The following is a 25,627-nucleotide window of genomic DNA, read 5'->3' as shown; positions in this document are numbered from 1 at the left end:
CATTAATTCGTGCGTTCTTATTGTTCAATGATCGTTCCCGTTTTACCCACGATTCCATCTTTGGCTTTTTCTAGTAATGTGATCAAGGTCTTGCGTCCTGGTTTTGACTCAGCAAATTGGATCGCTGCTTCGACTTTCGGCAACATTGAACCTGGCGCAAATTGTCCGTCTGCTGCATGTTTTTTCATTTCACTTGTTGACACTTGGCTTAATTCTTTTTGGGTCGACTTTCCAAAATCGACACAGACTTTCTCCACTGCCGTCAAAATGATCAGTAAATCTGCATCCACCATTTCAGCTAATAGTTCACTACAGAAATCTTTATCGATCACTGCAGCGATTCCACTTAAATGATTGGCTTCTTTGACTACTGGAATCCCTCCTCCACCACAAGCAATCACGGTCTGACCTGAATCGATCAGGGATGTAATTGTTTGAATTTCGATAATTTCTTTAGGTTTTGGTGATGCCACGACTTGACGATATCCACGACCAGAATCTTCAACGACGGTTACTTGTTTTTCCTTTACAAGTTCGTCTGCTTCTTCTTTCGACATAAAACGGCCGATCGGTTTCGCTGGATGAGCAAATGCTGGATCTTTAGGATCAACAGCTACTTGTGTGATCACCGTTCCAACTGGTTGTTTTAGGTTACGACTCAATAATTCTTCACGTAGAGCATTTTGTAGATCATAGCCGATGTAACTTTGACTCATCGCCACACAAACAGACAGTGGAATCGTCGGATACTTATTCGGATCACTTAATGACAATTCTTCCATTGCTAGTTGAATCATCCCGACTTGAGGACCATTTCCATGCGATAAGATAACTTCATATCCCGCTTCGATCAAATCTGCAATAGCTTTGGATGTTTCTTTGACCGCAGTCATTTGTTCTGTTAAATTATCACCTAGAGCGTTTCCTCCAAGAGCAACTACTACTCGTTTTACCATGCAGCTATTCACCTCATTTTCAATTTTATATTTATTGGTATCAATCTTTTTATTTTAAAAGCAAGATACTTTCTCCCTCAATAAATCACGTTGATGACTGTTAAGTAAAAGCGAACCTCTGCATGAAGTATCAGAATCTGTGGACAGCAGATTCTTTTTAAGCTAGCTTCCTTCTTAACGGATAGTGTCTAAATATGGACTTGGAAAGGTCTTATTATTTCTAGTTTTTAAAAAGAGAATCAACTAATTTTCATATGGCTATCATCATCACTTGAGAAAGCATCTCACTTCATGCCTAGCTCAATATAACCTTACTTCACTTCTCTTTGGGTTGCTTTCTTTTCAAGATCTTTTAATGTTGCTTGTGGGCTTTTCACTTTGCTTAAGAAAATCATTGCCGCAATAATGTACGGTTTGTAGCTTGCTTCTTTATAAAGCTCCACACGGTAACGGTCAAAGACAGATGCTTCAACTTCCCCTTCTTTACAGCTTACGCCTGTAATATCAGCAGGTAAGCAATGCATGTACAAAGCTTTACCATCTTTTGTTGTCTTCATTAATTCTTCTGTACATTCCCAATCTTTATGGTTTGTATTTTGAGCTAACAGCTCTTTTTCTAATTTATCGATTCCAGCTTGATCACCTTCACCGTATAATTGCGTCCGTTTTTCCATTGCGGCAAAAGGTGCCCAACTCTTAGGATAAACAACATCAGCATCTTTGAAGGCTTCTGCCATACTATTCGTTTTAGTGAATGAACCACCAGCTTCCGCTGCATTTTTCTTGGCAACTTCTTCCACTTCTGGCATGATTTCATAGCCTTCTGGATGTGCTAAAACAACATCCATCCCAAGGCGCGTCATTAATCCAACAATTCCTTGAGGAACTGACAACGGCTTACCATAAGATGGTGAATAAGCCCACGTCATCGCTACTTTTTTCCCTTTTAAGTTTTCAACACCACCAAATTCATGGATCAAATGTAGAGCATCTGCCATTGCTTGCGTTGGATGATCGATATCACATTGTAAATTGACTAAAGTTGGACGTTGTTCTAATACACCATCTTTATGTCCTTCTTGCACAGATTCTGATACTTCACGCATGTACGTATTTCCTTTACCGATGTACATGTCATCACGAATCCCGATAATATCTGCCATAAATGAAATCATGTTCGCTGTTTCACGAACAGTTTCCCCATGTGAAATTTGGCTTTTTCCTTCATCTAAATCTTGAACTTCTAATCCCAATAGGTTACAAGCAGAAGCAAAACTAAAACGAGTTCTCGTTGAGTTATCACGGAATAAAGATATTCCTAAACCACTATCAAAAATTTTAGTTGAAATGTTATTTTCTCTTAAATAACGTAATGTATCTGCTACAGTAAAGACTGCTTCTAATTCGTCACGAGTTTTTTCCCATGTTAAGAAAAAGTCGTTTTCATACATTTTATCAAATTCTAATTTGTCCAATTTTGCAATATAATCATTAAAAGTTTCCATGTCATTTCTCCTCTATATGAATAATACGATAGCCGATATTCTAACGCCCTTTACTCATTAGAATATCGGTTCGTTTTTCCCTTATTTTATTTAGCTGAATACTCTATTGCACTGTTTAGTTGTTTTCACAATAAACAGTCGGTAATGCCGCGTAAACAGCGGCACAACGTACTAAATCATCTTTCCACGTTTTTTCGTTTGGTGCGTGAGCTTGGGCTTCTGCTCCTGGTCCAAAACCAATACAAGGAATTCCATTACGTCCCATGATCGATACGCCATTTGTTGAGAATGTCCATTTGTCTAATAGTGGACGTGCTTTACGCATATCGATTGTTTCTTTTGATCCTTCACGTTCTTCTCCATAAAGATTTCTGTGTGTTTCCATCAATGCTTTTGTTACACCATGTTCTTCTGGAATCACCCATGTTGGGAAGTAACATTCGATTGGATACGTTAACCCTGTATATGATGGACGATCATAGTCATACATTGATACAACTACATCTTCTCCATATTTTTTAACTGCAGGTAAATTACGAATTTCATCTAGACAGCTTTCCCAAGTTTCTCCAGCAGTCATTCGACGGTCTAATGAAACAGTACAACCATCTGCTACTGCACAACGACTTGGAGATGAATGGAAGATTTGTGAGGCTGTCACAGTACCTTTACCTAAGAAACGAGCTTCTTTCCATTCTGGATTGTATTTTTCATCAAGCATTCGAACTAACCCTCTAATAACAGTACTTTCAGTATCACCATTATTATTTAACGCACGGACATCTTGTAAGATATCGGCCATTTTATAAATAGCATTATCTCCACGTTCTGGCGCAGAGCCGTGGCAAGAAACACCTTTGACCTCTACCTTGATTTCCATCCGACCACGCTGACCACGGTAAATACCGCCATCTGTTGGTTCCGTTGACACTACAAACTCCGGACGAATCTTATCTTCTTGAATAATATATTGCCAGCACAATCCATCACAATCCTCTTCTTGAACAGTAACTGTTACTAAAGCTGTATATTTTTCATTCAGTAATCCTAAATCTTTCATGATTTTAGCACCATAAATTGCTGAAACGATTCCACCTTCTTGGTCAGAAGTACCGCGCCCGCCAATTTCTGTATCTGTTTCATACCCATCATATGGATCAAATTCCCAGTTGCTCATTTCTCCGATACCAACCGTATCCATATGACCATCAAAGGCGATCAATTTTTTTCCAGTCCCCATATATCCAAGTAAATTCCCTTGCGGATCTACTTCGATTTTATCAAAACCTAATTTAGTCATTTCAGCTTTAGCACGATCCATTTTTGCGCCTTCTTCAGCACTTTCTCCTGGGATTTTGACTAAATCACGTAAAAACTTGATCATGTCCTCTCTATATCCTTCTGCTGCTTTGTTAATTGCTTTGAAATCCATTTATATTACCTCCATAAGATTTTTTTATAGTTATCTGGATCTGTGTCCCCTTCTGTTGAAAACATTAAAACAGTTGAATTTCCATCCAGTTCCAATGTCTCACGCAACTCTTGATAATCAGGATCTTGCATTGCTGTCGCAACAAGCCCCATCGCAACGGCTCCCGATTCCCCTGACACGACCTGAGGATCGCCTTTTAGAGGCGCACCAAGCATTCTCATTCCTTTTTCTGAAACCCAATCTGGTGCCGAAACAAAAACTGACGTATGATTTTCTAAAATATCAAATGAAATCGTATTTGGTTCACCACATGCAAGACCCGCCATGATCGTTTGTAAATCCCCTTCTACAAAACGAATCTCACCATCTTTTTCGATTGCTGATTTATACAGACAATCTGCCGCTTGCGCTTCAACTACAATCATTTTCGGTGGATTATCTGGATAAAGATTGGCAAAATAACCAACGACAGCTCCAGCTAAACTGCCGACACCCGCTTGAACAAAAACATGTGTAGGGCGTTCTTTGCCTGCTCCTTTTAACTGTTTTGATGCTTCTAATGCCATCGTTCCATAACCTTGCATGATCCATGTCGGGATTTTCTCATAGCCATCCCAAGCCGTATCCTGAACCATGACACCGTTTTCAGTTTCTTCAGCCATTTTGTTTGCCATTCGAACACATTCATCATAATTGACTTCTTCAATGGTAACTTTGGCGCCCTCTTTTTCGATATTTTCTTTTCGGGTTTGCGTTGAACCTTTCGGCATTAAAACAACTGATTTTTGTCCCAACTTATTCGCTGCCCAAGCAACTCCCCGTCCATGATTGCCATCGGTAGCTGTGAAAAATGTTGCTTGCCCAAATTCATCTCTAAGTTTCTCAGAAGTTAAAACATCATATGTTAAATCAGCAACATCTTTTCCGAGTTTTTCTGCAATATAATTTGCCATAGCAAATGAGCCGCCAAGTACTTTAAATGCATTTAAACCAAAACGATACGATTCATCTTTAACAAAAAAGTCTTTTAAACCTAAAAACTCAGCCATATTTTTTAATTCAGCTAATGGTGTCTGATTGTATTGCGGGAAACTACGATGAAAAGCTAAGGCTTTTTCAATTGCTTCCTTTGACATCAGTGTTAAATACTGATCATTTGTTTTAGGCATTTCATTTGCCGTCCATTTTATTTTTTCCAAAAAATTTTCCCCTCCGTATATTTATTTAAATCAACTCAAGTTGATTGATTCTATTCGTCAATGGGTGTAATATTACGAAATACAAATTTTCCTTGTTTTTCTAAGATAACTCGACCTGATTCAGCGACTTTCTGTCCTCTTAGATAAACTGATTTTGCTTGTCCTCTCGTTTGCATACCATCATATGGTGTATAATCCACATTTTGTAGTTGGGTTGCAGCTGAAATGACACCCGTTTTTTTTGGATCCCAAATCACGATATCTGCATCACTGCCTGCTTGGATAATGCCTTTTTGCGGATACAAAGAAAACTGCTTGGCAATATCTTCTGAAAGTAAGGCCACCATGCGCTCCAAACTGATTTTTCCAGTTGTCACACCATAGGTATAAATCAATTCCGGACGAGTCTCCACCCCTGGCATGCCATTTGGGATTTTACTGAAATCATCTTTACCAGTTGTTTTTTGCCCTTCAAAATTAAAACTACAATGATCCGTTGAAATCGTATTGACCTGACCGTCCATTATTCCATCCCATAGCGCATGTTGATCATTTATACTGCGTAAGGGGGGGGAACAAACATATTTAGCTCCTTCAAAATCAGGTCCATCGTATAAATGATCATCTAACACTAAATATTGGGGACAGGTTTCTACATAGACCTTTTGTTTGCGACTTCTCGCTCTTTTTACAGCTTCTAATGCTCTCTTTGTGCTTAGATGAACAATGTTAACCGGCAAATCAGCTAATTTTGCAATCATTAAGTAGCGTTCCACTGCTTCCGCTTCGACTGAATCGGGTCTAGTCAAAGGATGATAATGTGGTGACAGTTTTCCTTCTGCTACAAATTTTGCAATCATCTCATTCACTAGATCTCCATTTTCACAATGAATTCCCAACATACCTTGGTATTTTCGAATTTCTCTCATTGCCTCAAAAATTTCAGCATCTGTTGTTCTTAAATTGTCATAAGCCATATACATCTTAAACGAGGTAATTCCATCCTCGATCATTTCTTTGATTTCTTTTTTTATACTAGGATTCCACTCAATAATCGACATATGATACGTATAATCACAAGAACTATTTCCAGAAGCAAGCTGATTCCAAGTAGCTAGGCAGTCTTTTAATGAACTGCCTTTACTTGGTGTAGCCATATCAATCACAGCAGTCGTTCCTTTAGCAACGGCCGCTTTGCTGCCAGTGTAAAAATTATCTGCAGTACTCATAGAACCCTTACCATTATTTAACTCTAAGTGGGTATGGGCATCGATAAATCCTGGTAGTAAAAAACAACCCGAAACATCCTCAATGGTAGAATCCTCTGCTTTTAAATTTGTGCTTACTTCAACAATTTTTTCGCCATCGATTCTCACATCTACTTGACGGCGACCATGAGCGGATACCACGATTCCGCCTTTTAAAAGAATAGACATTTTTTTAACCTCCATCATTCAGAAGTTGTTTTGCGCAACTCATGTCTTGTTACATTTGCATACAGTATTCATACTCTTCAATCATCGTATCCATTAAATCGATGATATCTTTTGGAATCGCTGCTCCTTGTTCATCTAAACGAATCGTTGATACATTGCCCCATAAACGAACAAGGCATATTTTTTTGCTTGGATCGATTACATAGAATCCAGAATTCGTACTATTTTCAAAATCAGTTTCTGTATTGAATAAAGTGAATTTATCTTTATACGGAGCACTTGCGTAAGGACAGAACGTTTCGCAGTTACCACATTCATTACACATTCGATCTACATGAACAATTTGCGGTTGTGGTTGTCCTTTGACATTTACAACAATATTCGCTCTATTTGGGCAAACATCCATACACGATTCACAAATCGTTGAACATTCTAGACAATTACTAGCTTGCCCACATAATGCTTCTTTTGTTTCTAATACGCCTCGTTTATTACGCACTGATGCTACATCACCATTAAGATTAGTTTGTTCATAATGATGATTATGAATTTCACAAATGGCACCAGCAGCCTTCGTTGCATCAGCAATAGCTTCAACAATTGTGGCTGGTCCTAAATTCGCATCACCAATTACGTAAACATTTTTTAGGTTTGTTTCTAGCGTTTCTTGATTTGATACAACCTTTCCATACTGGTCTGTTGTAATGCCAATTGACTGATAGAAATCAGTATCCACTTTTTCACCAACTGCGGCAATTACTGTATCCGCTGGTACTTCTGTAAATTCTCCTGTTGCTACAGGTTTACGACGTCCAGTGTTATCACGATCACCTAAGCGCATTTTTTCACAAGTAAGTAACCCATCTACCAATTTGATTGGCGATAATAACTCTAAAAATTCTACACCATCTTCTAAAGCAAGATACAATTCTTCCTCATCCGCTGGCATATTTCGTTTATCCCTGCGGTAAACAACTGAAACTTTATTTACTCCTGGTAATGTAGTTGCAGCTCTAGCACAGTCCATCGCTGTATTTCCACCACCGACAACTACGATTTGTTCACCATAAGGATTAACTTTGGGATTTTCACGATTTGCTTTTAAAAATTCTAATGAATTTAGTGTTTCTCCTGCTTCTAAGCTTAATTTCCCATGTTTCCATGCGCCAATCGCATAAATAACATTAGTGTATCCTTGTTCCCGCAAGGCTTCAATACTCGGTGCGGCTTGCCCTGTCTTAAATTCAGCACCCATAAATTTCGCCATTTCTACATCGTTTTGAACAGATTTCATTGAAATTCGAAATTCTGGAACGATTTGGCTGCAAACACCACCAATTGTATCTGCTTTTTCAAATACAGTAACAGGCATTCCTTCACGGGCAAGTAAATACCCTGCAGAAATTCCGGCCGGACCTCCGCCAACAACAGCTGTTTTAGGAGCATTTTCTTTGCGAACTGGTTTTTTCAGCGTTGCCATTAGCTCATCGTAAGCATGTTCAGCAGCTTCCAATTTTGCCTCGCGAATTTTGATCGCTCCTTCATAAAACTGGCGCGTACATTTGGTCATACAGGGATGGGCACAAATTGTTCCTGTAATAAATGGCAACGGATTTTTATCTACGATTACCTTTAATGCCTCTAAATAATTGCCTTCACTTACATAGCGAAGGTATGCAGGAATATCCTGATTGATTGGACAGCCTCCGTCACTGCGGCAAGGTGCTGTGTAGCAGTTAGTCAGAGGAACAGTTGTCCGAAGTTTGGGACTCTCTTGTAATTTAATCGATTTTTTATATCGTGCTTGTGACTTCGCCTTTTCAACAATCGTAGTAAGTTTCTCTAAATCAACTCGAACCTGTGTTGGATAAGCTGACTCTCCAAGAAGATTAGCCACTTGGTTCATCCTCTGATAGCCACCTGGTTTTAATAAAGTCGTTGCCATTGTAATCGGCCAAATACCCGCATCAAAAATATCTTTGATATTAAAAATATCTGCTCCACCTGAATAAGAAATTTGTAGTTTCCCGTCAAAAGCATCTGATAATTTTTTAGCCAAAGAAATACTCAATGGGAATAATGAGCGCCCTGACATATACATTTCATCTCCAGGTAGTTCCTCTTCAGCAATTTCCACAGGAAACGTATTGGTGATTTTTACACCAAAGTTCAACCCTTTAGTATCAGCTAAATTTTGAAGTCGTTTCAACATGGGGACCGCATCTTCAAATTGTAAATCTTCTACAAAATGATGATCATCAAAGACCATATAATCAAAGCCCAATTCATCCATCGTTTGACGTGTGTATGTGTAACCTAGCATTGTTGGATTACATTTAATAAATGAATTCAACCCTTTCGTCTCTAACAAATACGTAGTGATCCGCTCTATTTCGTCTGATGGACAGCCGTGTAGTGTGGAAAGAGTGATCGAGTGACAAACTCTTGAACTGATGCCATCAATATATTCTCGGTCGATTTTTTTAAATTGGGGTAAATATTTATAAGCGGCTTCTTTACACTCTTGCCAAATCGGTGTGCCTTCAGCATCTTGCATATCTGTAATGTACTTATCAACCTTTGGCGACTGAATTCCAGCTAAATCATAGCCAACACTCATATTAAAGATGAAACCATTTGGATCACCTAAATCAAATTCTTTACTAAGTAGCTTTAAAACAAACCACCCTTTAACATACTCATCATAAGCTTGGGGAACTCGAAGTTCGGTCGACCATTCCACGTTATAGCACTCATCTGCTGCAGTAATACATGGTTTACTCACTGGTAAATCTTCCCCGTCGATGATTTGAACGGTCTTGACTTCAAAAAAACGTGAACCAGTTAAATAGGATGCTATAATATTTTGAGATAATTGTGTATGTGGTCCTGCCGCTGGGCCACAAGGTGTTTCCATTTTTTCGCCAAATAAAGTCATAGTCTTATTGGGATCTGCTTGGAAAAACTTCCTTATACCAAAAATAGTTGATTCATTTTTGTACTCATTTAAAATCCAGTTCAATAACCCATCGATCGAAATCGGGTGCATGATATCACTCATGTTTGTCACTCCTTTTTATTTTTATAGTCAAAAATCACTAGCTATTAATTCTCGCCCAAAGCGATTGAGCTTGTATTTGGGCATCCTGCCAGATTTTTTCTTCATCGACACCTTGCACCTCACGATTCCTCATACGAATTTCTCCATTGATGATCGTATCGGTAACCGCAGAACCATTCATACCAAATAAGATATGAGCGTTATAGTTATCTTTAGTCATTGGTGTTGGTCCTTTGTAATCTAACACGATCACATCTGCTGCTGCATCAGGCTCTATGACACCTAATTTCTTTTCAAAATAGCGATTTGCCATTTGAGGGTTGTTTTGAAATAGCATTTGCGGAATCTCTGTCCACGCGGCATTAGGATCTGCTAAATGATGTTTATGGATTATATTCCCAACTTTGTATGATTCGGTTACATCGTTTGTGTATCCGTCAGTACCTAGCCCCATTAAAATGCCGTACTCATTGAGCATACGCATCGCAGGTGGGCAACCAACAGCATTTCCCATATTAGATTCTGGGTTTGTTACCACCATTGTATTCGTATCTCGCAGTAACTCCATCTCATGAGGCCCGATATGAATACAATGTCCTGCCATCGTTTGCTTACCTAAAATCCCAAGATCATACAATCGATTTACAATCGGTTTTCCATATTTTGTTAATGAGTCATATACATCTGCAATGTCTTCTGCGATATGAATATGATAGCCTACCCCTTCTGGCGTATGTGCGGCACAATATTCTAGCGATTGATCTGACAATGTAAACGCTGCGTGCATGCCCATCATAGCTTTTTGCATGTCATCAGTACGACTTCTACTTACCTTAATAAAATCAGCATTTTCTTTGACCGCTGCTTTCATCTGTTTTTCACCATCTCTATCAGAGACTTCATAGCATAAACAGGTCCGAACACCTAATTCATCCGCAGCATTAGAAAGTTGTGTTAAACTGCCTTCAATCGATCCATAACTAGCATGATGATCGAAAACAGTCGTGACTCCATTTTTAATACTATCTAAATAAGCAATTTTTGCGCTATGATATGAGTCTTCCAAATTCAATGTTCGATCGATCCGCCACCACTGACCTTCCAAAATATCCATAAAATTTTTGGGATGGTAGCCATTGATACTTAGTCCTCTAGCAAATGTACTATAAATATGATTATGCATATTGATGAACCCAGGCATGATCACTCCACCTTTTGCATCAATAAATTCAGCTACTGGAAACTCTTTCCGTAAATTTGCTGTCGTTCCCACTGCTTTGATTTTCTGACCTTCGATTGCGACACAACCATCACCAATGAATGTACCTTCCCCGTCTCTGGTGATCAGTCTTCCATTTCCTATTAGTAACATCATTGCCCTCCTATAGTTTCATATTATTTTTGACTAAAACAGAAAACGCTTACAACAATATTGTTAATTTATTCACTATCTAGTCGATATAAGCACCTACAATTTCACTCTCACTCGACTCCGAAAAAGCGCTTGCAAACCCATTTACTGCAAACTATTTCTCTTAACTCGAATAAATTATACCACTTAACCTAAAAAAAAACAATGCTACCTAAAAAATATTTTTTAGTGCAGTGTGCCCATTGTCTTGTATTATGATTTACCGCATGATATCATTACACACAAAGCTAGTTACAAATGTTGATTTTTTCTATTGATATACTGTAATTTATCTGTTCTTTCCTATATAACATTGAAAGAACACGTATAGCACCTACCCAATATTTGACATAACTTCCTATAGAAAGGAGTGAAACCATGCTCTCAGATGAAAAATTAAACTTTCTGACTCAAGTCGCAAAGGCTTTAGCTGGTCAGTTCGGTGAGAATTGTGAAATCGTCATCCATAAGATCAACGAAAACAATGTAAACAATACGATTGTATCTATCGAAAACGGTCACGTTTCTTCTCGCCAACTTGGAGATGGACCTTCTCAAGTAGTTTTGGAAGCATTAAAAAAAGATCCAGCTGATTTGATTGACCATGTCAATTATTTAACCCGAACACATGATGGAAGAATTTTAAAATCAAGTACCGTATATTTTAAAGATAAATCAGGTAGTCTAGATGGAATTTTTGCGATCAATTATGATATTACTGCTCTGATTGCTGCTGAATCAACTCTAAAATCCCTTGTATCGATTGACGAACAAGAAAACGATAAAGAACCTGATTATATTCCTCAAGATATCAATGAACTTTTAGATGATTTAATTGAAGAATCAGTGAAATTAGTTGGAAAACCTGTTCCTTTGATGACAAAAGACGATAAAATAAAATGTATCCAGTTTTTAAACAGCAAGGGCGCTTTTCTCGTGACAAAATCAGGCGATAAAGTCGCTGGATATTTCAATATCTCAAAGTATACTCTATATAGTTACATTGATGCTAAATAATAGTCATACCCTTAATAGACAGTCGTGCTCCCTTTGAGCATCACTGTCTATTTTTTGTTTTTATTATTTCTTCACTTTTCTAAATAGAGTAGCGGATAAAATCATAATATAGTAAGAAAGAGTAAAAGGAATTAATTTTTTTTTTTAATTGTGGTATTATAGATTGAGTTTATTGTTGAATTCAACAACGATAGTGGATATAAATTGGAGGGCACTTTATGGGAATCAGAAGTCACGTAGCGATAGCCGCTGGAAAAACTTCTCAATGGGTACTGCAAACTTTTTTTAAAGGCGGTAGCAGCTACCCTGGAAAATTAGCATTAAAAATCGATCCAAAAATTTTGGATACCTTAGCAAAAGATTATGAAATCGTCGTTGTGACTGGTACAAATGGAAAAACATTGACGACCGCTTTAACGGTAAATATTTTAAGACAAGAATTCGACCATGTACTGACTAATCCAACTGGAGCGAATATGGAGCAAGGAATCGTTTCGACATTTTTGTCTGCTAAAACTAAAGGGGCAGAGAAAAAATTTGCTGTTCTAGAAATTGATGAAGCAAGTCTAAGTCGTGTCACAAAATATATTGAACCAAAATTATTTTTATTTACAAATATTTTCCGAGATCAAATGGATCGTTATGGTGAAATTTATACTACGTATAAACTAATAGTTGATGGAGCTGCTGCAGCACCGAATGCACCAATTCTTTGTAATGGTGATTCACCGATCTTCAATTCAGTGGAAACAGTTAATCCAAGAAAATATTATGGTTTTAATCATAAGGCGGATGAAGAGCAAATGGCCCATTACAACACAGATGGATTGCTTTGTCCAAAATGTCATCATATTTTACACTATAAAATGATCACCTATGCTAACCTCGGTAAATATTATTGTCCAAACTGTGGTTTCCATCGACCAGAGCTTGACGTGCAATTAACCGAAATGGTTAAAATGGACAATACTTCTGCGAATTTTGTGATCGACGGTGCTGAATATAGTATCGCAGTTGGTGGCATGTACAATGTGTATAATGCTTTGGCCGCTACTGCAGTTGCTGAACATTACGGCGTCTCATCAGAGAAAATCAAGGCAGGTTTAAGCTATGATGAAAAAGTCTTTGGTCGTCAAGAAACAATCAATATCAATGGTAAACTATGTACCTTAATTCTGGTCAAAAATCCTGTTGGTTTGAATCAAGTCATTGATATGATGGCTCTTGCTCCATATTCTTTCTCTCTTGTCTCTTTATTGAACGCAAATTACGCAGATGGTATTGATATTAGTTGGATCTGGGATGGTGATCATGAAGCCTTAGCTAAAATGAATATTCCCGAAGTAATCGCTGGTGGTGATCGCCATTCAGATATGGCCTTACGCTTAAAAGTCGCGGGAATCCCTGAAGATAATTTGAAAGAAATTCCTGATTTAGACAACGTGATTACAGCAATCAAAGAATTGCCGACAGAACATGTTTATATTTTAGCCACATATACAGCTGTTCTACAGTTAAGAAAATCACTAACTGCACAAGGTTACCTAAAAAACTAACTGCATCGTACTTTTCTATGATTTCAATAAAATTCAAAAAAAACTGTTGTTAATCATCTATTTATACAAGGAGGAATGATTAGTGCCAAAAGAATTAATTGTCTGTCACTTATACGGAAATTTATTGAATACTTACGGTGATAATGGCAACATACTTATGTTAAAATACCTTTCCGAAAAAATGAATGTGAACTTCCGCTCTGAAATCATCAGTATTTATGAGCCTTTTGATCCAAATAAATATGATTTAGTTTTTGTTGGCGGAGGTCAAGATTTTGAACAGCTGATTATTTCAGAAGATATCCAAACAAAAAAAGAAACCTTGACTGAATATATCGAAAATGACGGTGTAATGCTGGCAATTTGCGGTGGTTTCCAATTGTTAGGTCACTATTATATGGGGGCTAAAGGGGAAAAAATCCACGGAATAGCAGCTTTAGATCATTACACATTAAGTCAAGATAATAACCGCTATATTGGAGATATCGTGATCCATAACGAAGAATTTAATGAAACCTATTATGGATTTGAAAATCATAATGGTCGAACATTTTTAGGAAAAGGAGAACGTCCATTAGGGAAAGTAATCCAGGGAAAAGGAAACAACAGCGAAGACGGCTCCGAGGGCGTGATTTATAAAAATGTCTTCGGGTCCTACTTCCACGGACCAATCCTAGCTCGTAATGAAAATCTAGCCATTCGGTTGATCAAAACAGCCCTAGAAAAAAAATACAACGAGCCATTTAATGTACCTAAAGACATGATAATCGTTGAGTAACTGATTTTGTCTAAAACAAAAAAGTGTTAGGAAAATTTTCCTAACACTTTTTTTGCTTTATGCATCTACTCCAGGTTCTGAAGCAATAATCGTCAAATCACCTTCAACACGCCATTTAGCAATGTCATTCGGTAAAATAAAGCTTGTTCCTTTGGTCAATTCATAACTGTCACTGTTAACTGTATCTACATCTTCAATAATCAAACGACCGATACCTTCAATAACTGTAGCTAGTGTATAAGGTGCATTTTTCTTTAAATTCAGCACCCCTCTAACTTGCCATTCATAGACATTGAAAAAAGATGTTTTCAAATACGTAATAATGCTAGATTGTCCTTGGTTCTGTTGTTGGATCGACAATTGCGCATCTTTTGCAGGAACAGTAGTTACATCAACTGATTGCTGTACATGTAATTCTCTGGCTTGTCCATGATCGTCTTTTCTATCGTAGTCATATACACGATATGTCGTATCACTACTTTGCTGTGTTTCTAAAATCATGATTCCTTTACCGATTGCATGGATCGTTCCACTAGGTACGTAGAAAAAGTCTCCCTTTTTAACAGGAACTTTTTTTAATAAGTCATCCCAGCGTTCTTCCTTGATCATCGCTTCAAGTTCTTCACGGCTCTTAGCATTATGTCCATAAATGATGGTTGCTCCAGGTTCAGCGTCGATAATATACCAACACTCTGTTTTTCCAAGTTCACCTTCATGCGCTAATCCATAAGTATCATCTGGGTGCACTTGTACAGATAGATCATCTTCAGCATCCAAAATCTTCGTCAATAAAGGAAACACATCTCCTTTGGCATTACCGAATAACTCACGATGATTTGTCCAAAGTTCATCTAGTTTTTGACCAGAAAAATCACCATTTTCCACTGTACTTACACCATGAGGATGAGCACTAATAGCCCAATCTTCCCCAATCTTGTCACTTGGTAGATCAAAACCGAATACAGTGTGTAAACGATCTCCACCCCAAATTTTTTCTTGAAACACTGGTTTTAAAAATAAAGGTTGCTGCATAGTTTAGAGACTCCCTTCCATTTATACTCGTCAATTATACCACTAAAAAGAAAGCGATTCATCTTTGTTTGTTATTTTTTCTTTTAAATAAATTTCAATAAGTTCATCTCTTTTTTCAATGTACTCTGCTCTCTTATCTACTGGATGAACGCGATTAGAAAGGAAGATAAACCCTTCTTGCTCTTCAGGATCGATCAATAAGAAAGTACCTGTATAGCCAGTATGAAACAATACCCCTCGCCCCGTCAAGTCATCTTTTAAATCCCAACCTAATGAGCGATTTCCACAATTGTCAGGTGTTTGGTTGACTAGCAATGAATCGATCGTATTTTTTTCAAGAACTCTCTTTTCATTATATTGCCCTTTATTCAAATACATTGTTGTAAATTTTTTTAGATCTGTCAAATTCGTGAATAGTCCCGCATTTCCAGCATGTTCGGCTAAAATAAATGCTTTTGGATCGTGTGTTGTTCCACGTATCAATCCTCTAACAACATGATTTTCAGTTGGTACGACTTTAGATGCATCCGTCGGTAAAAAAGTACTTGCAGTCATCTCTAATGGCTGTAAAACACGCTCTTTAAAAATCGTAATGACCTCTTTACCGATTATTTCTTCTAACATAAACCCAAGTAAAATTGTGCCAGTGTCTGTATAAGCAACTTTTTTACCTAACTTCTCACCTGATTGCACTTGATTGTAAGCTGCTCGCAATTCATCTTTTGTTAAAAGATCTCGATTTTCAATGTAACTTTTAATATCAGAAGTATGGGTCAGCAAATGACGAATCGTTATTTTTTCATCTTCAAATGCTGAGTAGTACTTTTTAAATGGTGCATCAATGTTGATTACTCCTGCTTCTTTTAGTTGTAAGACTACCGTTGTGGTACAAACGACTTTGGTCAAAGATGCTACATCAAAAAGTAACGAACGATTCAGCGGTTCGATTGTGGGTAATAGTTGAGCATTTCCAAAAGTATGGTCTTCTGTTTTTCCGTCCTTTATAAACGAAAAACTAACACCTGGAAAAACCCCTTGATCCATTAATTCTTCGATTTTTTCCTTAGTTTTTTCATACATCACTTATTTACCTCATTTGTATTTCCTTAATTTCTAACAAACCACCATTCAATTTCACTTGGATCATAAATGGTCAAAATCGTTAATTTTTTATCCACAAAAAATTCTTGTTTCTGATCTTCTAAATGCTGTTTTAATTTCTTCATCTCATCTACATGGGTTAACGTTAGAACAAAAAAATCCAATCCTAGAGCCTCTTTAGAGTCCTTTTTTGGCTCATTTTGCTTGATTGGATCATCTAAATGAACCCAAAAATTCTGATTATTCATTGAAAGAGCGTCAGCTCCATCACTTTCAGAAGTCATTCCCAAAATATCTTGATAAAAAGAATGATGCTCTGTTTTGTCTTCTACACGTAGCTTAATACGATCAAATCGTACGCCTGACGACAAGCTTGAGTATAAAACTTTACTTCGTTGTATCAATGGCTGTATATCAAGTAATTCAACTTTTTCTTCCCCTTGTTCTATAGAACCTTGATAACTAACTTCCAGTTCATTCCCCTCTGGATCTTCTAAAAACACACTCTTTCGTTGACCTTTTTGTACTGATTTATAGATAGGATAATTATGTGCTGTAATTCTTCTTAAAAGACTACCAAACTCTTCTTCTGTTGGAATCAACAAAGAAAAGCAGACCGATTTATCAGAGACTTCCAATCGATCTTCTTCAGAATCTATTTCTTCTAATATCAATAAACGACTCTCTTTTTCTTGCGAGCCGAAAATAGATAGATTATTCTCTTCCAACTTTAAAACAAACCCCAACACATTTTTGTAAAAGCTAACCATTTTCTCTACATCTTTTACTCGAAGTGCAACCGTTTTTATATATACATCTTCTGATAATTGAAACTTTTCCATTCGTCTTCCCCCTCCGAATGTCTCCCTACTTTTATTCTAAACATCTCCAGTGATTTCAGCAAGTAAATGCTCTTTTCAAAAAAATAACAAATATAGGAAATTTTTGAGAAATTGTATTTTTATTCTCCTATACCAATTCCAAAATTGAAAGGAGTTTTTACATGCCAAGATAATCTATATTACCTTATAAAAGGTATCTCGATTAGCATACAACTGATCCAATTAATCATTGAAAACAAAAAAAGATGCAGAATATCTAATTCATACATCTTTTAGCGCTAATAATTAGAGATATTTCTTAGTTATAAATGGCCTTGATCGGATCCATTCTAGATGCACTAATTGCAGGAATAATCCCAAATATAACACCCGTAAGAATAGATACCACTGTTGATATAGCAAAGATTGCCGGTGTCATTACTGGTACAATATCGACGAAACCACCGACTAAAGTTGAAAGGAGATACCCTAATCCAACACCGATCAAACCTCCTAGCAAAGTAATAAACGCTGCTTCTAAAAGAAACTGCATTAAAATCATCCGAGGCTTTGCCCCAATCGCTCTGCGAATACCAATTTCGCGTTTTCTTTCAGTTACAGAAACATACATGATATTCATCACACCAATTCCACCAACTAAAAGAGAAATTGCCGTAACAGCCATTAAGAACATTGTCATACCACCAATTGCCTCTTCCATTTGCTTCTGATTTTTCTGTTCTTGATCATTTTCTTTAAAAATCCCTTTTACATCAGGATGTCTTTCATTTAAAATAGCAACAGCTTGGGCAATGACCGCTTGTTTATCAGTGCCTTCTTTTAATTTGAAATTAATACCACTGATTGATTTCGATGTTGCAAGTTTATTGTATGAACTTCTCGATACAAAACTACTAGACACTGTGTTCCAATCAATAGACATTGCTTCAGAATTATCCAGCGATTCATAATTAAACGGTTCTAAAATACCAATTACTTTGTACATGTATCCATTGATTGAAACAGCTTTTCCAATCAATTCACCTGGGTCATCCATCTTTAAACTCGTGTCAAATATTTCATGATTTAGAATAATCACATCTTTGTTGATATCACGTTCATCAAAATCTCGCCCATATTTCACATTATTTTGTCCTCTATTCGATGTAACCATCAAATTTGCTTTGGCTCCAAAATAATCCAACTGAGTTGATAGATTATCGCCCATCACACCATCACCATATTGAGGATAAATGGATTCAATCCCCTCAATATCTCTGACTTTTTTCATATCCACTCTAGAAAAACTGTAGTCTGGTTCTTCATAAGACATCATGCCATTCGAGCTTTCATCTTGCATTGTATAATGCAACTTAACAACATCTGTATTCATCACACTGGTTGCCGACATTACTTGTTTTTTCATACCTTCACCTAATGTTGAAATCGTCACAACGGAGGCAATCCCAATAATGATGCCGATCATTGTTAAAAATACCCTCAGTTTGTGGGCTCGTAAGCTTAATAATGTGCTAATCAATAAATTTGAGATCATCGAATCACCTCTTCTTCAAGAAAACGTCCATCCTTCATATGAATGACTCGAGTAGCATATTTTTTCATGTCGCTATCATGGGTAACCATTACGATTGTTTTTCCTTGTCGATTCAACTGCGTCAATAACTCCATGATTTCCGTCCCTGTTTCACTATCCAATGCACCAGTAGGTTCATCAGCCATGATCAAAAGCGGATCATTTACTAAAGAACGCGCAATTGCTACACGCTGTTGTTGTCCACCAGATAATTCATTTACTTTTGCTTTTGTTTTTTCACCTAAACCAACTAACTCTAAATATTTTTCAGCAATCTTACGTTTTTCTTCATTGCTTTTTTTCCCTTCATAAACACAAGGTAATTGTACATTTTGGCTAACATTCAATGAATTGATCAGAAAGAATTGTTGAAAAATAAAACCAAGATACTCATTTCGAAACTCGGATTTTTTATTCTCTGAAAGCTTAGAAACATCTTCTCCTTTAAAAAGATAATTGCCATCGGAAACTCGGTCTAGAAAACCGATAATGTTCATCAAGGTAGTTTTTCCACTTCCTGATTTTCCCATGATCATAATAAATTCACCTTCATTGATAGTCAAATCCAATGATTTTAAAACGTGCAATTTTTCTTTTCCGACTGGAAAATATTTATTGATTGCTTGCATCTGAATGAGAGGTCGCGGGCTTTGTTCTTCTTGTATCATATGAGCTCCTCCTATTCTTTAGCTGCTGGTACTGTTTCTCCTGATTCTTCATTACTATCACCGATCAAATCGCCTTCTTTGACTTCTTTCTTAGAAGAAACAATGATCCGATCAGCAGACTCCAAACCAGAATTAACAACTGTTTGATCCCCTTTGTCTTCACCTATTTGAATATCGCGACGGATCACTGACCCAAAATCATTAACTAAAACATATTTTTTTCCGTCCTGATCATGAATTGCTTTTTTAGGAACTTCAATAGGTTTATTATCTCCTAAGTTAACAGTTGCTTGCATATGATAGCCATTTTTGATTCCTTCTAAGCTATCAAGAGATAGTTTTACATTATAAGTAGACATTGAAGCATCCGCACTATTCCCTTCACTCTGGTTTTGATTAGATTGTGCTTCCGGTGGATTATCGTCAATATATGAAATCTTCCCTGTAACAGTTGTTCCACTTGAAACCACTGAAAGATTTGCTTTTTGATCTACTGCTATTTTCATTAAGTCTTTTTCGTTTACTTTTCCAGCAACATATAAGCCATCTGATGTTAGACGAAGAATTGGTGCATTCTCGTCTTTGACTTCTGGTATCGAAACGCGTCCTTTGAATTTTGCTTTTGTTGAAACAAACTGTTTTGCTGATAAATCAGCAATCGTTTCATTTGAAAAGAGAATTTCTTCGTCTACACCATCAACTTCTGCTTGGTGTTGTTCATCGATAGCAGCGCCTGATGTCGTTCGCTCTTCTTCTTTTGTTTTATTAAAGTTATCAATCGCTCGATTCCATTTGTTATAAATATTCTGTTTTTTTGTTGCAAGTTTGCTTAACGTATTATTTTGTGCTTCAATTTCCTTTGTTATTTCTTTATCTTCATACGTAAATAGTTCTGTTTCAGGTTCGACAACATCGCCATTTTTCACTTTGATTTCAGGAGTACTTGTCATTTTTGTATCTTTTGAAAATGCTTCAGCCTGTTCTGGCTGTACCACACCATTGATGTATACTTGTTCAATATCAGGAACTTCGAAATACTCGATTCCTAAATCTTCAGTTGCTGTTTTCTTTTCAGGTCCAGCCTCTTTTTTTCCTCCCAATAAACCTGGAAGAATAAAGATCCCAATAAGTACTACTACAACTATCCCTATAATGATCATTGTTCTTTTTTTCATCACTCTTCTCCTCATCTCCTTTTTTCGTTTCATAAAGCTACATCATTTTAATAACTTTAGATATCCTACTCTTTCATTTAACCATTATTCGCTATATCATACAACTTACATTTTTGTAATTAGCTGAAAAGTCTGAATTTTCGTTTTTTTTCACAAATAAAAACACTGAATTAAAAAGAATAAATTCTTTTATTTCAGTGCTTTCATTTTTCTCTTATTACTATTTACAAATTCCATTTTTCAACCAACCTAATTTGGTCTTAAAATCATCAACTAGCTGTTCAATATTATATTTAGGATTTTCTTCAAGTTGGCGATATCCTTCTGCGATAGAAGAATAGACGGTATTCATAATCATCTGCATTAACATCTTGAATTCGTGTTCGTCCTGAATACATATTTTAGAACGATCAATCAGTTTATACAGTTCATGCCCATGACGTTTTTTTTGCCTGTATGCCCCTTTTTCATCATTCCTTGTAAATTGAGGAGAAACTCGATTAGTTGCCTGATAATCCATATTCATAAAAAAATTTTGATAGAATGACGCATGTTCTCCAGTCAACACATCAAAAATTACTTTTGTAAAATATACTTCCATTCCCTTAAATAGATCGCCATCAGCTTCTTTAAGATATTTTTCAATATTTTTTTTACGTTTTTGTCGCAACAATTCAAAATAATAATAATATAGATCTTCTTTATCCTCAAAATATTGATAAAAACTACCACGGGGTATCTCGGCTAGTTTCACAATATTGGCGATTGATGCCCCTTTCAAAGAGGTTCTGGAAAATTCACTTGAGGCTGCCTCTAACAGTCTCTGCTGTTTCTCTTCTGTTAAATGAAAAAACGTCTTTTTTGGCATCTATTGCATCCCTTTCTTTTATATGACAAAGCGTCACATGACACCTTGTCATTATATCACTATGATATGAAAAAACAATAGAAAAGATGAATTCTTTATTTTAATAATCTTTTTGAAACAAAAAAATAGTGAAAAAGCCGACTTTGTTTCAGCTCTTTTCCACTACCTCATTTACTGTCTGTTTTACATCTCTAACCACTTTTTCAAATGATTGATTTCCATCAATTATATAGTGATTTGAATAAGCAATCACTTTATTTATATTATATGAATCTTGATCATACAGCTCTCCTCGTTGTTTTAGAATCTCTGCATCATCTTGTCTACTTTGTAATCTTGATAATACATTTTTTTTAGATACATCTAAAAAAATCGGAATAACCATGTAGCCAAATTGTTTTTCGATTTCTTGGAATCCTTGAAATGTTAATACATCATACGCATAGTGATTGGATGTTTTTTGAATCAATTCCTCAATTCCTACACCGTACTGATTCCCGTGATACGTATCATATTCTGCTAAAGCTCCATCATTTAGTAGTTTCTCAAATTGTTCTTTCGTTTCAAAATAGTAATCAACACCATTTTTTTCGTCATTTCGGATTGGGCGAGTTGTATGAGATATCACTTTATAATCTGATGGAAAAACTGCTTCCGCTACTTTAGTTTTCCCTGAGCCGCTAGGACCAATAATAACAAAGAATGGATGTTTTAGTTGGCTTATCATCAATCATCATTCCCCCTCAATAAACTCACTATACAACAATCAGTATTTCGCTTCAATAAAAAAGAAAATAAGCAATCATGAGGATAAATCCAGTCATGATTGCCAGCAAAATCATTTGTTTAACAATTTCCTCACTCAAATCAATGACTATCATAATTAAATCGCTTAGACTTAAAGTACACATCAACTTTAAGTCACTTACAATCGATTAAGCTTAATGATCACTCACTTTCACTACCGTGAGCGTTTTATTTTGAAATAGATGGTTCATCCTATTTCTAGTCATTCAAATTTATTTTACAATTTCTAAAAATTAAAAACCTAATATAGTAAAAAATAGCTTTCAATTTGTTTTTTATATGATATAATTACATAAATAGTATTTTTTTTAATACTCTTCATGCATCTTCTAACAGCACTAAACTTCCCCAAGCTTTGATGTGTTAGAGGATGCATGTATTTTTAAGGGATAACGATAAAAGCATACAAACCAACTAATGCTGCTGCAACACCTAAAACCATTTTTCATTCCTCCAATCATTCAAATAGTTAAAAGTTATTCTGTCAATAAGTGACTTCTACCACTCCATACTATCAAATGATTTGGCGGAAATAAACAACAATTTGATTATATTGCATAAAAAACATAAAAAAGGGCTTATTTTTTTAATAATCGAACTTTATCTAGTAATTCTTGATTTTTATATCATACGTGCAATTTTTAGGAGTGAAACATATGAATATAGGCGAAACATTACGTTTTTTTAGAAAAAAATTACACCTTACACAGAAAGAAATGTTGGACGATCATTTAGACCCTTCCTCCTATTCTCGAATTGAACATGGAAAACAAATCATCCGAATCGATACGTTAGCAGAAGTTTTAAAAAAATTATCTCTTTCTCCTGAAGAATTTTTTTCACGAGTTTCTTTAGATAAAGAACAAAAAAAGTTTAGAGAGCTATTTTATTATTGCGCTGAACATTTAGATAACCAAACTACGAAGCAAAAACTAATTGATTACTATCTCAAATTAGCCAAATTTCAACATAACTTAAAAGAATTTTCGAATTATATTGTTATCAAAGTTTATTTTTCCCAATATTGGAAAGAAATCCCTCCTCTCACTGGTGAAGAAGTTCAAAAAATTGTTGATTATCTGCTAAAGAAGGATTATTACCAGCAATATGATTATCTAATCCTGGCAAATACAATTAGATTTTTTAGTATAAAACAACAAGATCTAGTTCTTTTTCGAGCCCTTCCCATTGCTGACGAATCTCTACGGGATCCGTTGACTATAAACTTTGCTTATAATATGCTAACTAACTTAATTTCGTCTAGAATTCATGCTAAGGACTACGAGGGCGCCACAAAATATTTAACCATGGCAAAAAAGCAAGACAAGGCAGGAAAAAACTATCATTTTCGGATGAATCTTCAGTATTTAAACAATTTACTTGAATATTTAGTAACCGGAGAACATCAATACATGGAATATATTTATGATTTTATTAAATTACTCGAAAACATTGGCGATATTGATCAAGCTGAAATCTTAAAAAAAGAGGTAACATACTTAACTCACAGTAACTTTGCCCTGATTAGTAAAAATGATTTTCCGAACGGCTTATTTAAATGTTGAGTTTACTAGTATCTCTTATACAATTATAAAACAGAGCTGTAATTTAGAAAAAGATTCTAAATTACAGCTCTGTTTCGATTTTTATTTCAAATTTTGTCCATTCGTTTCAATCACTTGTTTGTACCAGTTAAATGATTTTTTCTCATAGCGATTCATTGTACCTTCACCATTATCATCTAAATCAACATAGATAAAGCCATAGCGTTTACTCATTTCACCTGTTGAAGCACTCACTAAATCAATACAGCCCCACGGTGTGTAGCCCATTAAATCCACACCATCTTTGATTGCATCTGACATCGCTTCAATGTGACGACGTAAATAATCAATACGATAGTCATCTTCTACATAAAAATTTTCGTCTACTTTATCGATTGCACCTAAGCCATTTTCGACAATAAATAAAGGTTTTTGGTAACGATCGTACAATTCGTTTAAAGCAATTCTCAACCCTTCAGGATCGATCTGCCAGCCCCATTCACTTGCTTCTAAGAAGGGATTGCGAACGCCTCCTAATAGGTTTCCTACTACCGTATCTTCCTCTACAGCCGTTTCGTTAACTGCAGAAGACATGTAGTAACTAAATCCGATATAGTCTACTGCATATTTTTTCATTAATTCTAAATCATCTGCGTCCATCTCCAACTCAGACACACCATATTTATCAAACATGCGTTGTTGGTATGCAGGATACTCGCCACGAACTTGGGCATCTGTACAATAGAAATTGAATTCTTGATTTTGAGCCAGCGTTGCCATTTGATTGATTGGATTTGCATCAATACTATATGTTGTTGCATAAATGATCATACAGCCAATTTGCATATCAGGATTGATTTCATGCCCAATTTTAACAGCTTTAGCGCTAGCTACAAATTGATTATGCCATGCTTGGAAAATATTTTGATAATCTCCTGCACCTGTTGCTTTGACCATTCCTTGGCTTAACGCAGGAAAATGGAATGCAGAATTGATTTCGTTGAATGTCATCCAATATTTCACTTTTTTACCATAACGAGTTAAAACAACTGTGGCATAATTTTCAAAAAAGTCGATCATTTTACGATTTTTCCAACCACCGTATTCTTTTGCTAAGTGCAATGGCATTTCATAATGAGAAATCGTGATCACAGGCTCGATTCCATGTTTCAAACACTCATCAATCACTTGATCATAAAACTTTAAGCCTGCTTCATTTGGTGTCGCTTCATCACCTTTAGGGAAAATTCTAGCCCAAGCAATTGAGAAACGATAACATTTAAAGCCCATTTTTGCAAATAACGCAATATCTTCTTTGAAACGATGATAATGGTCGATTCCGCGATGGTTAGGATAAATAAATTTGTCCTCATCAATTTCCCAATTAAACGTATCACTACCTAAAATTTGAAAACGTTGTTTGCCACCTGGCATTGCATCTGCAACCGACAATCCTTTGCCATCTGAGCGATAAGCTCCTTCTAGTTGATTGGCTGCAGTCGCACCACCCCATAAAAATCCATCTGGAAATACTGTTGTTTTGTTTGACATATGTTTTTCCTCCTAAATTTAAAAGCGTAATGATTTGGTTTGTATTACTGAAATATAGGAAAATTAGTTTATGACGTTTTTGGTCACAAGCTGATTTTATCTTTTTTCCGAGATA

Annotated in this window: 20 protein-coding genes; 4 read left to right on the top strand and 16 right to left on the bottom strand. The window is 36.1% G+C overall.

Annotated features, from left to right (window positions below; genetic code table 11):
* Nucleotides 1-17 precede the first annotated feature (17 nt).
* From arcC to ssnA, 7 genes are all read right to left on the bottom strand, one after another.
* Nucleotides 18-956 (bottom strand): carbamate kinase, encoded by a 939-nt coding sequence (gene arcC, locus A5821_RS01040; RefSeq protein ID WP_086312560.1) that lies wholly within the window; start codon nucleotides 954-956, stop codon nucleotides 18-20.
* 311 nt (nucleotides 957-1,267) lie between these two features.
* Nucleotides 1,268-2,461, bottom strand: a complete 1,194-nt coding sequence (ygeW, locus tag A5821_RS01035) for a knotted carbamoyltransferase YgeW (RefSeq protein WP_086312558.1) — start codon at nucleotides 2,459-2,461, stop codon at nucleotides 1,268-1,270.
* Between the two features lie 115 nt (nucleotides 2,462-2,576).
* Nucleotides 2,577-3,893 carry a YgeY family selenium metabolism-linked hydrolase gene (locus A5821_RS01030; protein WP_086312556.1) on the bottom strand — a complete coding sequence of 439 codons (1,317 nt, stop codon included), beginning with the start codon at nucleotides 3,891-3,893 and terminating at the stop codon, nucleotides 2,577-2,579.
* A 5-nt stretch (nucleotides 3,894-3,898) separates the two neighbouring features.
* Nucleotides 3,899-5,092, bottom strand: coding sequence for a diaminopropionate ammonia-lyase (dpaL, locus tag A5821_RS01025; RefSeq protein ID WP_086312554.1), 1,194 nt, complete (start codon nucleotides 5,090-5,092; stop codon nucleotides 3,899-3,901).
* A 50-nt stretch (nucleotides 5,093-5,142) separates the two neighbouring features.
* On the bottom strand, nucleotides 5,143-6,528 hold the full coding sequence (gene hydA / locus A5821_RS01020) for a dihydropyrimidinase (protein WP_086312552.1): 1,386 nt from the start codon (nucleotides 6,526-6,528) through the stop codon (nucleotides 5,143-5,145).
* Nucleotides 6,529-6,577: 49 nt separating this feature from the next.
* Nucleotides 6,578-9,589 (bottom strand): putative selenate reductase subunit YgfK, encoded by a 3,012-nt coding sequence (ygfK, locus tag A5821_RS01015; RefSeq protein ID WP_086312550.1) that lies wholly within the window; start codon nucleotides 9,587-9,589, stop codon nucleotides 6,578-6,580.
* Nucleotides 9,590-9,626: 37 nt separating this feature from the next.
* The gene (gene ssnA / locus A5821_RS01010) at nucleotides 9,627-10,961 is read right to left on the bottom strand and encodes a putative aminohydrolase SsnA (RefSeq protein ID WP_086312548.1); all 1,335 of its coding nucleotides are present in this window, start codon (nucleotides 10,959-10,961) and stop codon (nucleotides 9,627-9,629) included.
* Between the two features lie 417 nt (nucleotides 10,962-11,378).
* On the opposite strand from ssnA, the gene A5821_RS01005 reads away from it, so the two are divergent.
* The 3 genes from A5821_RS01005 (at nucleotide 11,379) to A5821_RS00995 (ending at nucleotide 14,351) form a co-directional block, all read left to right on the top strand.
* Nucleotides 11,379-12,017, top strand: coding sequence for a helix-turn-helix transcriptional regulator (locus A5821_RS01005; RefSeq protein WP_086312546.1), 639 nt, complete (start codon nucleotides 11,379-11,381; stop codon nucleotides 12,015-12,017).
* Nucleotides 12,018-12,235: 218 nt separating this feature from the next.
* On the top strand, nucleotides 12,236-13,573 hold the full coding sequence (locus A5821_RS01000) for a Mur ligase family protein (protein ID WP_086312544.1): 1,338 nt from the start codon (nucleotides 12,236-12,238) through the stop codon (nucleotides 13,571-13,573).
* 82 nt (nucleotides 13,574-13,655) lie between these two features.
* Entirely contained in the window at nucleotides 13,656-14,351 is a 696-nt protein-coding gene (locus A5821_RS00995; protein ID WP_086312542.1) for a type 1 glutamine amidotransferase, read from the top strand.
* A 57-nt stretch (nucleotides 14,352-14,408) separates the two neighbouring features.
* Here A5821_RS00995 and manA read toward each other — a convergent pair whose 3' ends face one another.
* The 8 genes from manA to A5821_RS00955 form a co-directional block, all read right to left on the bottom strand.
* Nucleotides 14,409-15,383, bottom strand: coding sequence for a mannose-6-phosphate isomerase, class I (gene manA / locus A5821_RS00990; protein WP_086312540.1), 975 nt, complete (start codon nucleotides 15,381-15,383; stop codon nucleotides 14,409-14,411).
* A gap of 42 nt (nucleotides 15,384-15,425) precedes the next feature.
* Complete coding sequence (locus tag A5821_RS00985) at nucleotides 15,426-16,463, bottom strand: serine hydrolase domain-containing protein (RefSeq protein WP_086312538.1); 1,038 nt, start codon at nucleotides 16,461-16,463, stop codon at nucleotides 15,426-15,428.
* A gap of 26 nt (nucleotides 16,464-16,489) precedes the next feature.
* The gene (locus A5821_RS00980; protein WP_086312536.1) at nucleotides 16,490-17,326 is read right to left on the bottom strand and encodes a VOC family protein; all 837 of its coding nucleotides are present in this window, start codon (nucleotides 17,324-17,326) and stop codon (nucleotides 16,490-16,492) included.
* A 298-nt stretch (nucleotides 17,327-17,624) separates the two neighbouring features.
* On the bottom strand, nucleotides 17,625-18,860 hold the full coding sequence (locus A5821_RS00975) for an ABC transporter permease (RefSeq protein WP_086312535.1): 1,236 nt from the start codon (nucleotides 18,858-18,860) through the stop codon (nucleotides 17,625-17,627).
* On the bottom strand, nucleotides 18,857-19,567 hold the full coding sequence (locus A5821_RS00970) for an ABC transporter ATP-binding protein (protein WP_086312533.1): 711 nt from the start codon (nucleotides 19,565-19,567) through the stop codon (nucleotides 18,857-18,859). Before A5821_RS00970 ends, A5821_RS00975 begins: the two co-directional genes overlap by 4 nt.
* A gap of 11 nt (nucleotides 19,568-19,578) precedes the next feature.
* Entirely contained in the window at nucleotides 19,579-20,742 is a 1,164-nt protein-coding gene (locus A5821_RS00965; protein WP_086312531.1) for an efflux RND transporter periplasmic adaptor subunit, read from the bottom strand.
* A gap of 220 nt (nucleotides 20,743-20,962) precedes the next feature.
* Nucleotides 20,963-21,610: a TetR/AcrR family transcriptional regulator gene (locus A5821_RS00960; protein ID WP_086312529.1), complete on the bottom strand. Its 648-nt coding sequence runs from the start codon at nucleotides 21,608-21,610 to the stop codon at nucleotides 20,963-20,965.
* Between the two features lie 148 nt (nucleotides 21,611-21,758).
* Nucleotides 21,759-22,337 (bottom strand): guanylate kinase, encoded by a 579-nt coding sequence (locus tag A5821_RS00955; protein ID WP_249921811.1) that lies wholly within the window; start codon nucleotides 22,335-22,337, stop codon nucleotides 21,759-21,761.
* A gap of 736 nt (nucleotides 22,338-23,073) precedes the next feature.
* On the opposite strand from A5821_RS00955, the gene A5821_RS00950 reads away from it, so the two are divergent.
* Nucleotides 23,074-23,982: a helix-turn-helix domain-containing protein gene (locus A5821_RS00950; protein WP_086312525.1), complete on the top strand. Its 909-nt coding sequence runs from the start codon at nucleotides 23,074-23,076 to the stop codon at nucleotides 23,980-23,982.
* An 81-nt stretch (nucleotides 23,983-24,063) separates the two neighbouring features.
* On the opposite strand, the gene A5821_RS00945 is transcribed toward A5821_RS00950, so the two are convergent.
* Entirely contained in the window at nucleotides 24,064-25,512 is a 1,449-nt protein-coding gene (locus tag A5821_RS00945) for a glycoside hydrolase family 1 protein (RefSeq protein ID WP_086312523.1), read from the bottom strand.
* Between the last annotated feature and the right edge of the window lie 115 nt (nucleotides 25,513-25,627).

This window comes from Enterococcus sp. 7F3_DIV0205 (assembly GCF_002141365.2).
Taxonomy (GTDB): Bacteria; Bacillota; Bacilli; order Lactobacillales; family Enterococcaceae; genus Enterococcus_L; species Enterococcus_L palustris.
This window is presented reverse-complemented; position numbering and strand designations above follow the sequence as displayed.

Coding starts and splice junctions, on each gene's coding strand:
- arcC (WP_086312560.1), bottom strand. CDS start 956: ATGGTAAAACGAGTAGTAGTTGCTCTTGGAGGAAACGCTCTAGGTGAT.
- ygeW (WP_086312558.1), bottom strand. CDS start 2,461: ATGGAAACTTTTAATGATTATATTGCAAAATTGGACAAATTAGAATTT.
- A5821_RS01030 (WP_086312556.1), bottom strand. CDS start 3,893: ATGGATTTCAAAGCAATTAACAAAGCAGCAGAAGGATATAGAGAGGAC.
- hydA (WP_086312552.1), bottom strand. CDS start 6,528: ATGTCTATTCTTTTAAAAGGCGGAATCGTGGTATCCGCTCATGGTCGC.
- ygfK (WP_086312550.1), bottom strand. CDS start 9,589: ATGAGTGATATCATGCACCCGATTTCGATCGATGGGTTATTGAACTGG.
- ssnA (WP_086312548.1), bottom strand. CDS start 10,961: ATGTTACTAATAGGAAATGGAAGACTGATCACCAGAGACGGGGAAGGT.
- A5821_RS01005 (WP_086312546.1), top strand. CDS start 11,379: ATGCTCTCAGATGAAAAATTAAACTTTCTGACTCAAGTCGCAAAGGCT.
- A5821_RS01000 (WP_086312544.1), top strand. CDS start 12,236: ATGGGAATCAGAAGTCACGTAGCGATAGCCGCTGGAAAAACTTCTCAA.
- manA (WP_086312540.1), bottom strand. CDS start 15,383: ATGCAGCAACCTTTATTTTTAAAACCAGTGTTTCAAGAAAAAATTTGG.
- A5821_RS00985 (WP_086312538.1), bottom strand. CDS start 16,463: ATGTATGAAAAAACTAAGGAAAAAATCGAAGAATTAATGGATCAAGGG.
- A5821_RS00980 (WP_086312536.1), bottom strand. CDS start 17,326: ATGGAAAAGTTTCAATTATCAGAAGATGTATATATAAAAACGGTTGCA.
- A5821_RS00975 (WP_086312535.1), bottom strand. CDS start 18,860: ATGATCTCAAATTTATTGATTAGCACATTATTAAGCTTACGAGCCCAC.
- A5821_RS00970 (WP_086312533.1), bottom strand. CDS start 19,567: ATGATACAAGAAGAACAAAGCCCGCGACCTCTCATTCAGATGCAAGCA.
- A5821_RS00965 (WP_086312531.1), bottom strand. CDS start 20,742: ATGAAAAAAAGAACAATGATCATTATAGGGATAGTTGTAGTAGTACTT.
- A5821_RS00960 (WP_086312529.1), bottom strand. CDS start 21,610: ATGCCAAAAAAGACGTTTTTTCATTTAACAGAAGAGAAACAGCAGAGA.
- A5821_RS00955 (WP_249921811.1), bottom strand. CDS start 22,337: ATGATAAGCCAACTAAAACATCCATTCTTTGTTATTATTGGTCCTAGC.
- A5821_RS00950 (WP_086312525.1), top strand. CDS start 23,074: ATGAATATAGGCGAAACATTACGTTTTTTTAGAAAAAAATTACACCTT.
- A5821_RS00945 (WP_086312523.1), bottom strand. CDS start 25,512: ATGTCAAACAAAACAACAGTATTTCCAGATGGATTTTTATGGGGTGGT.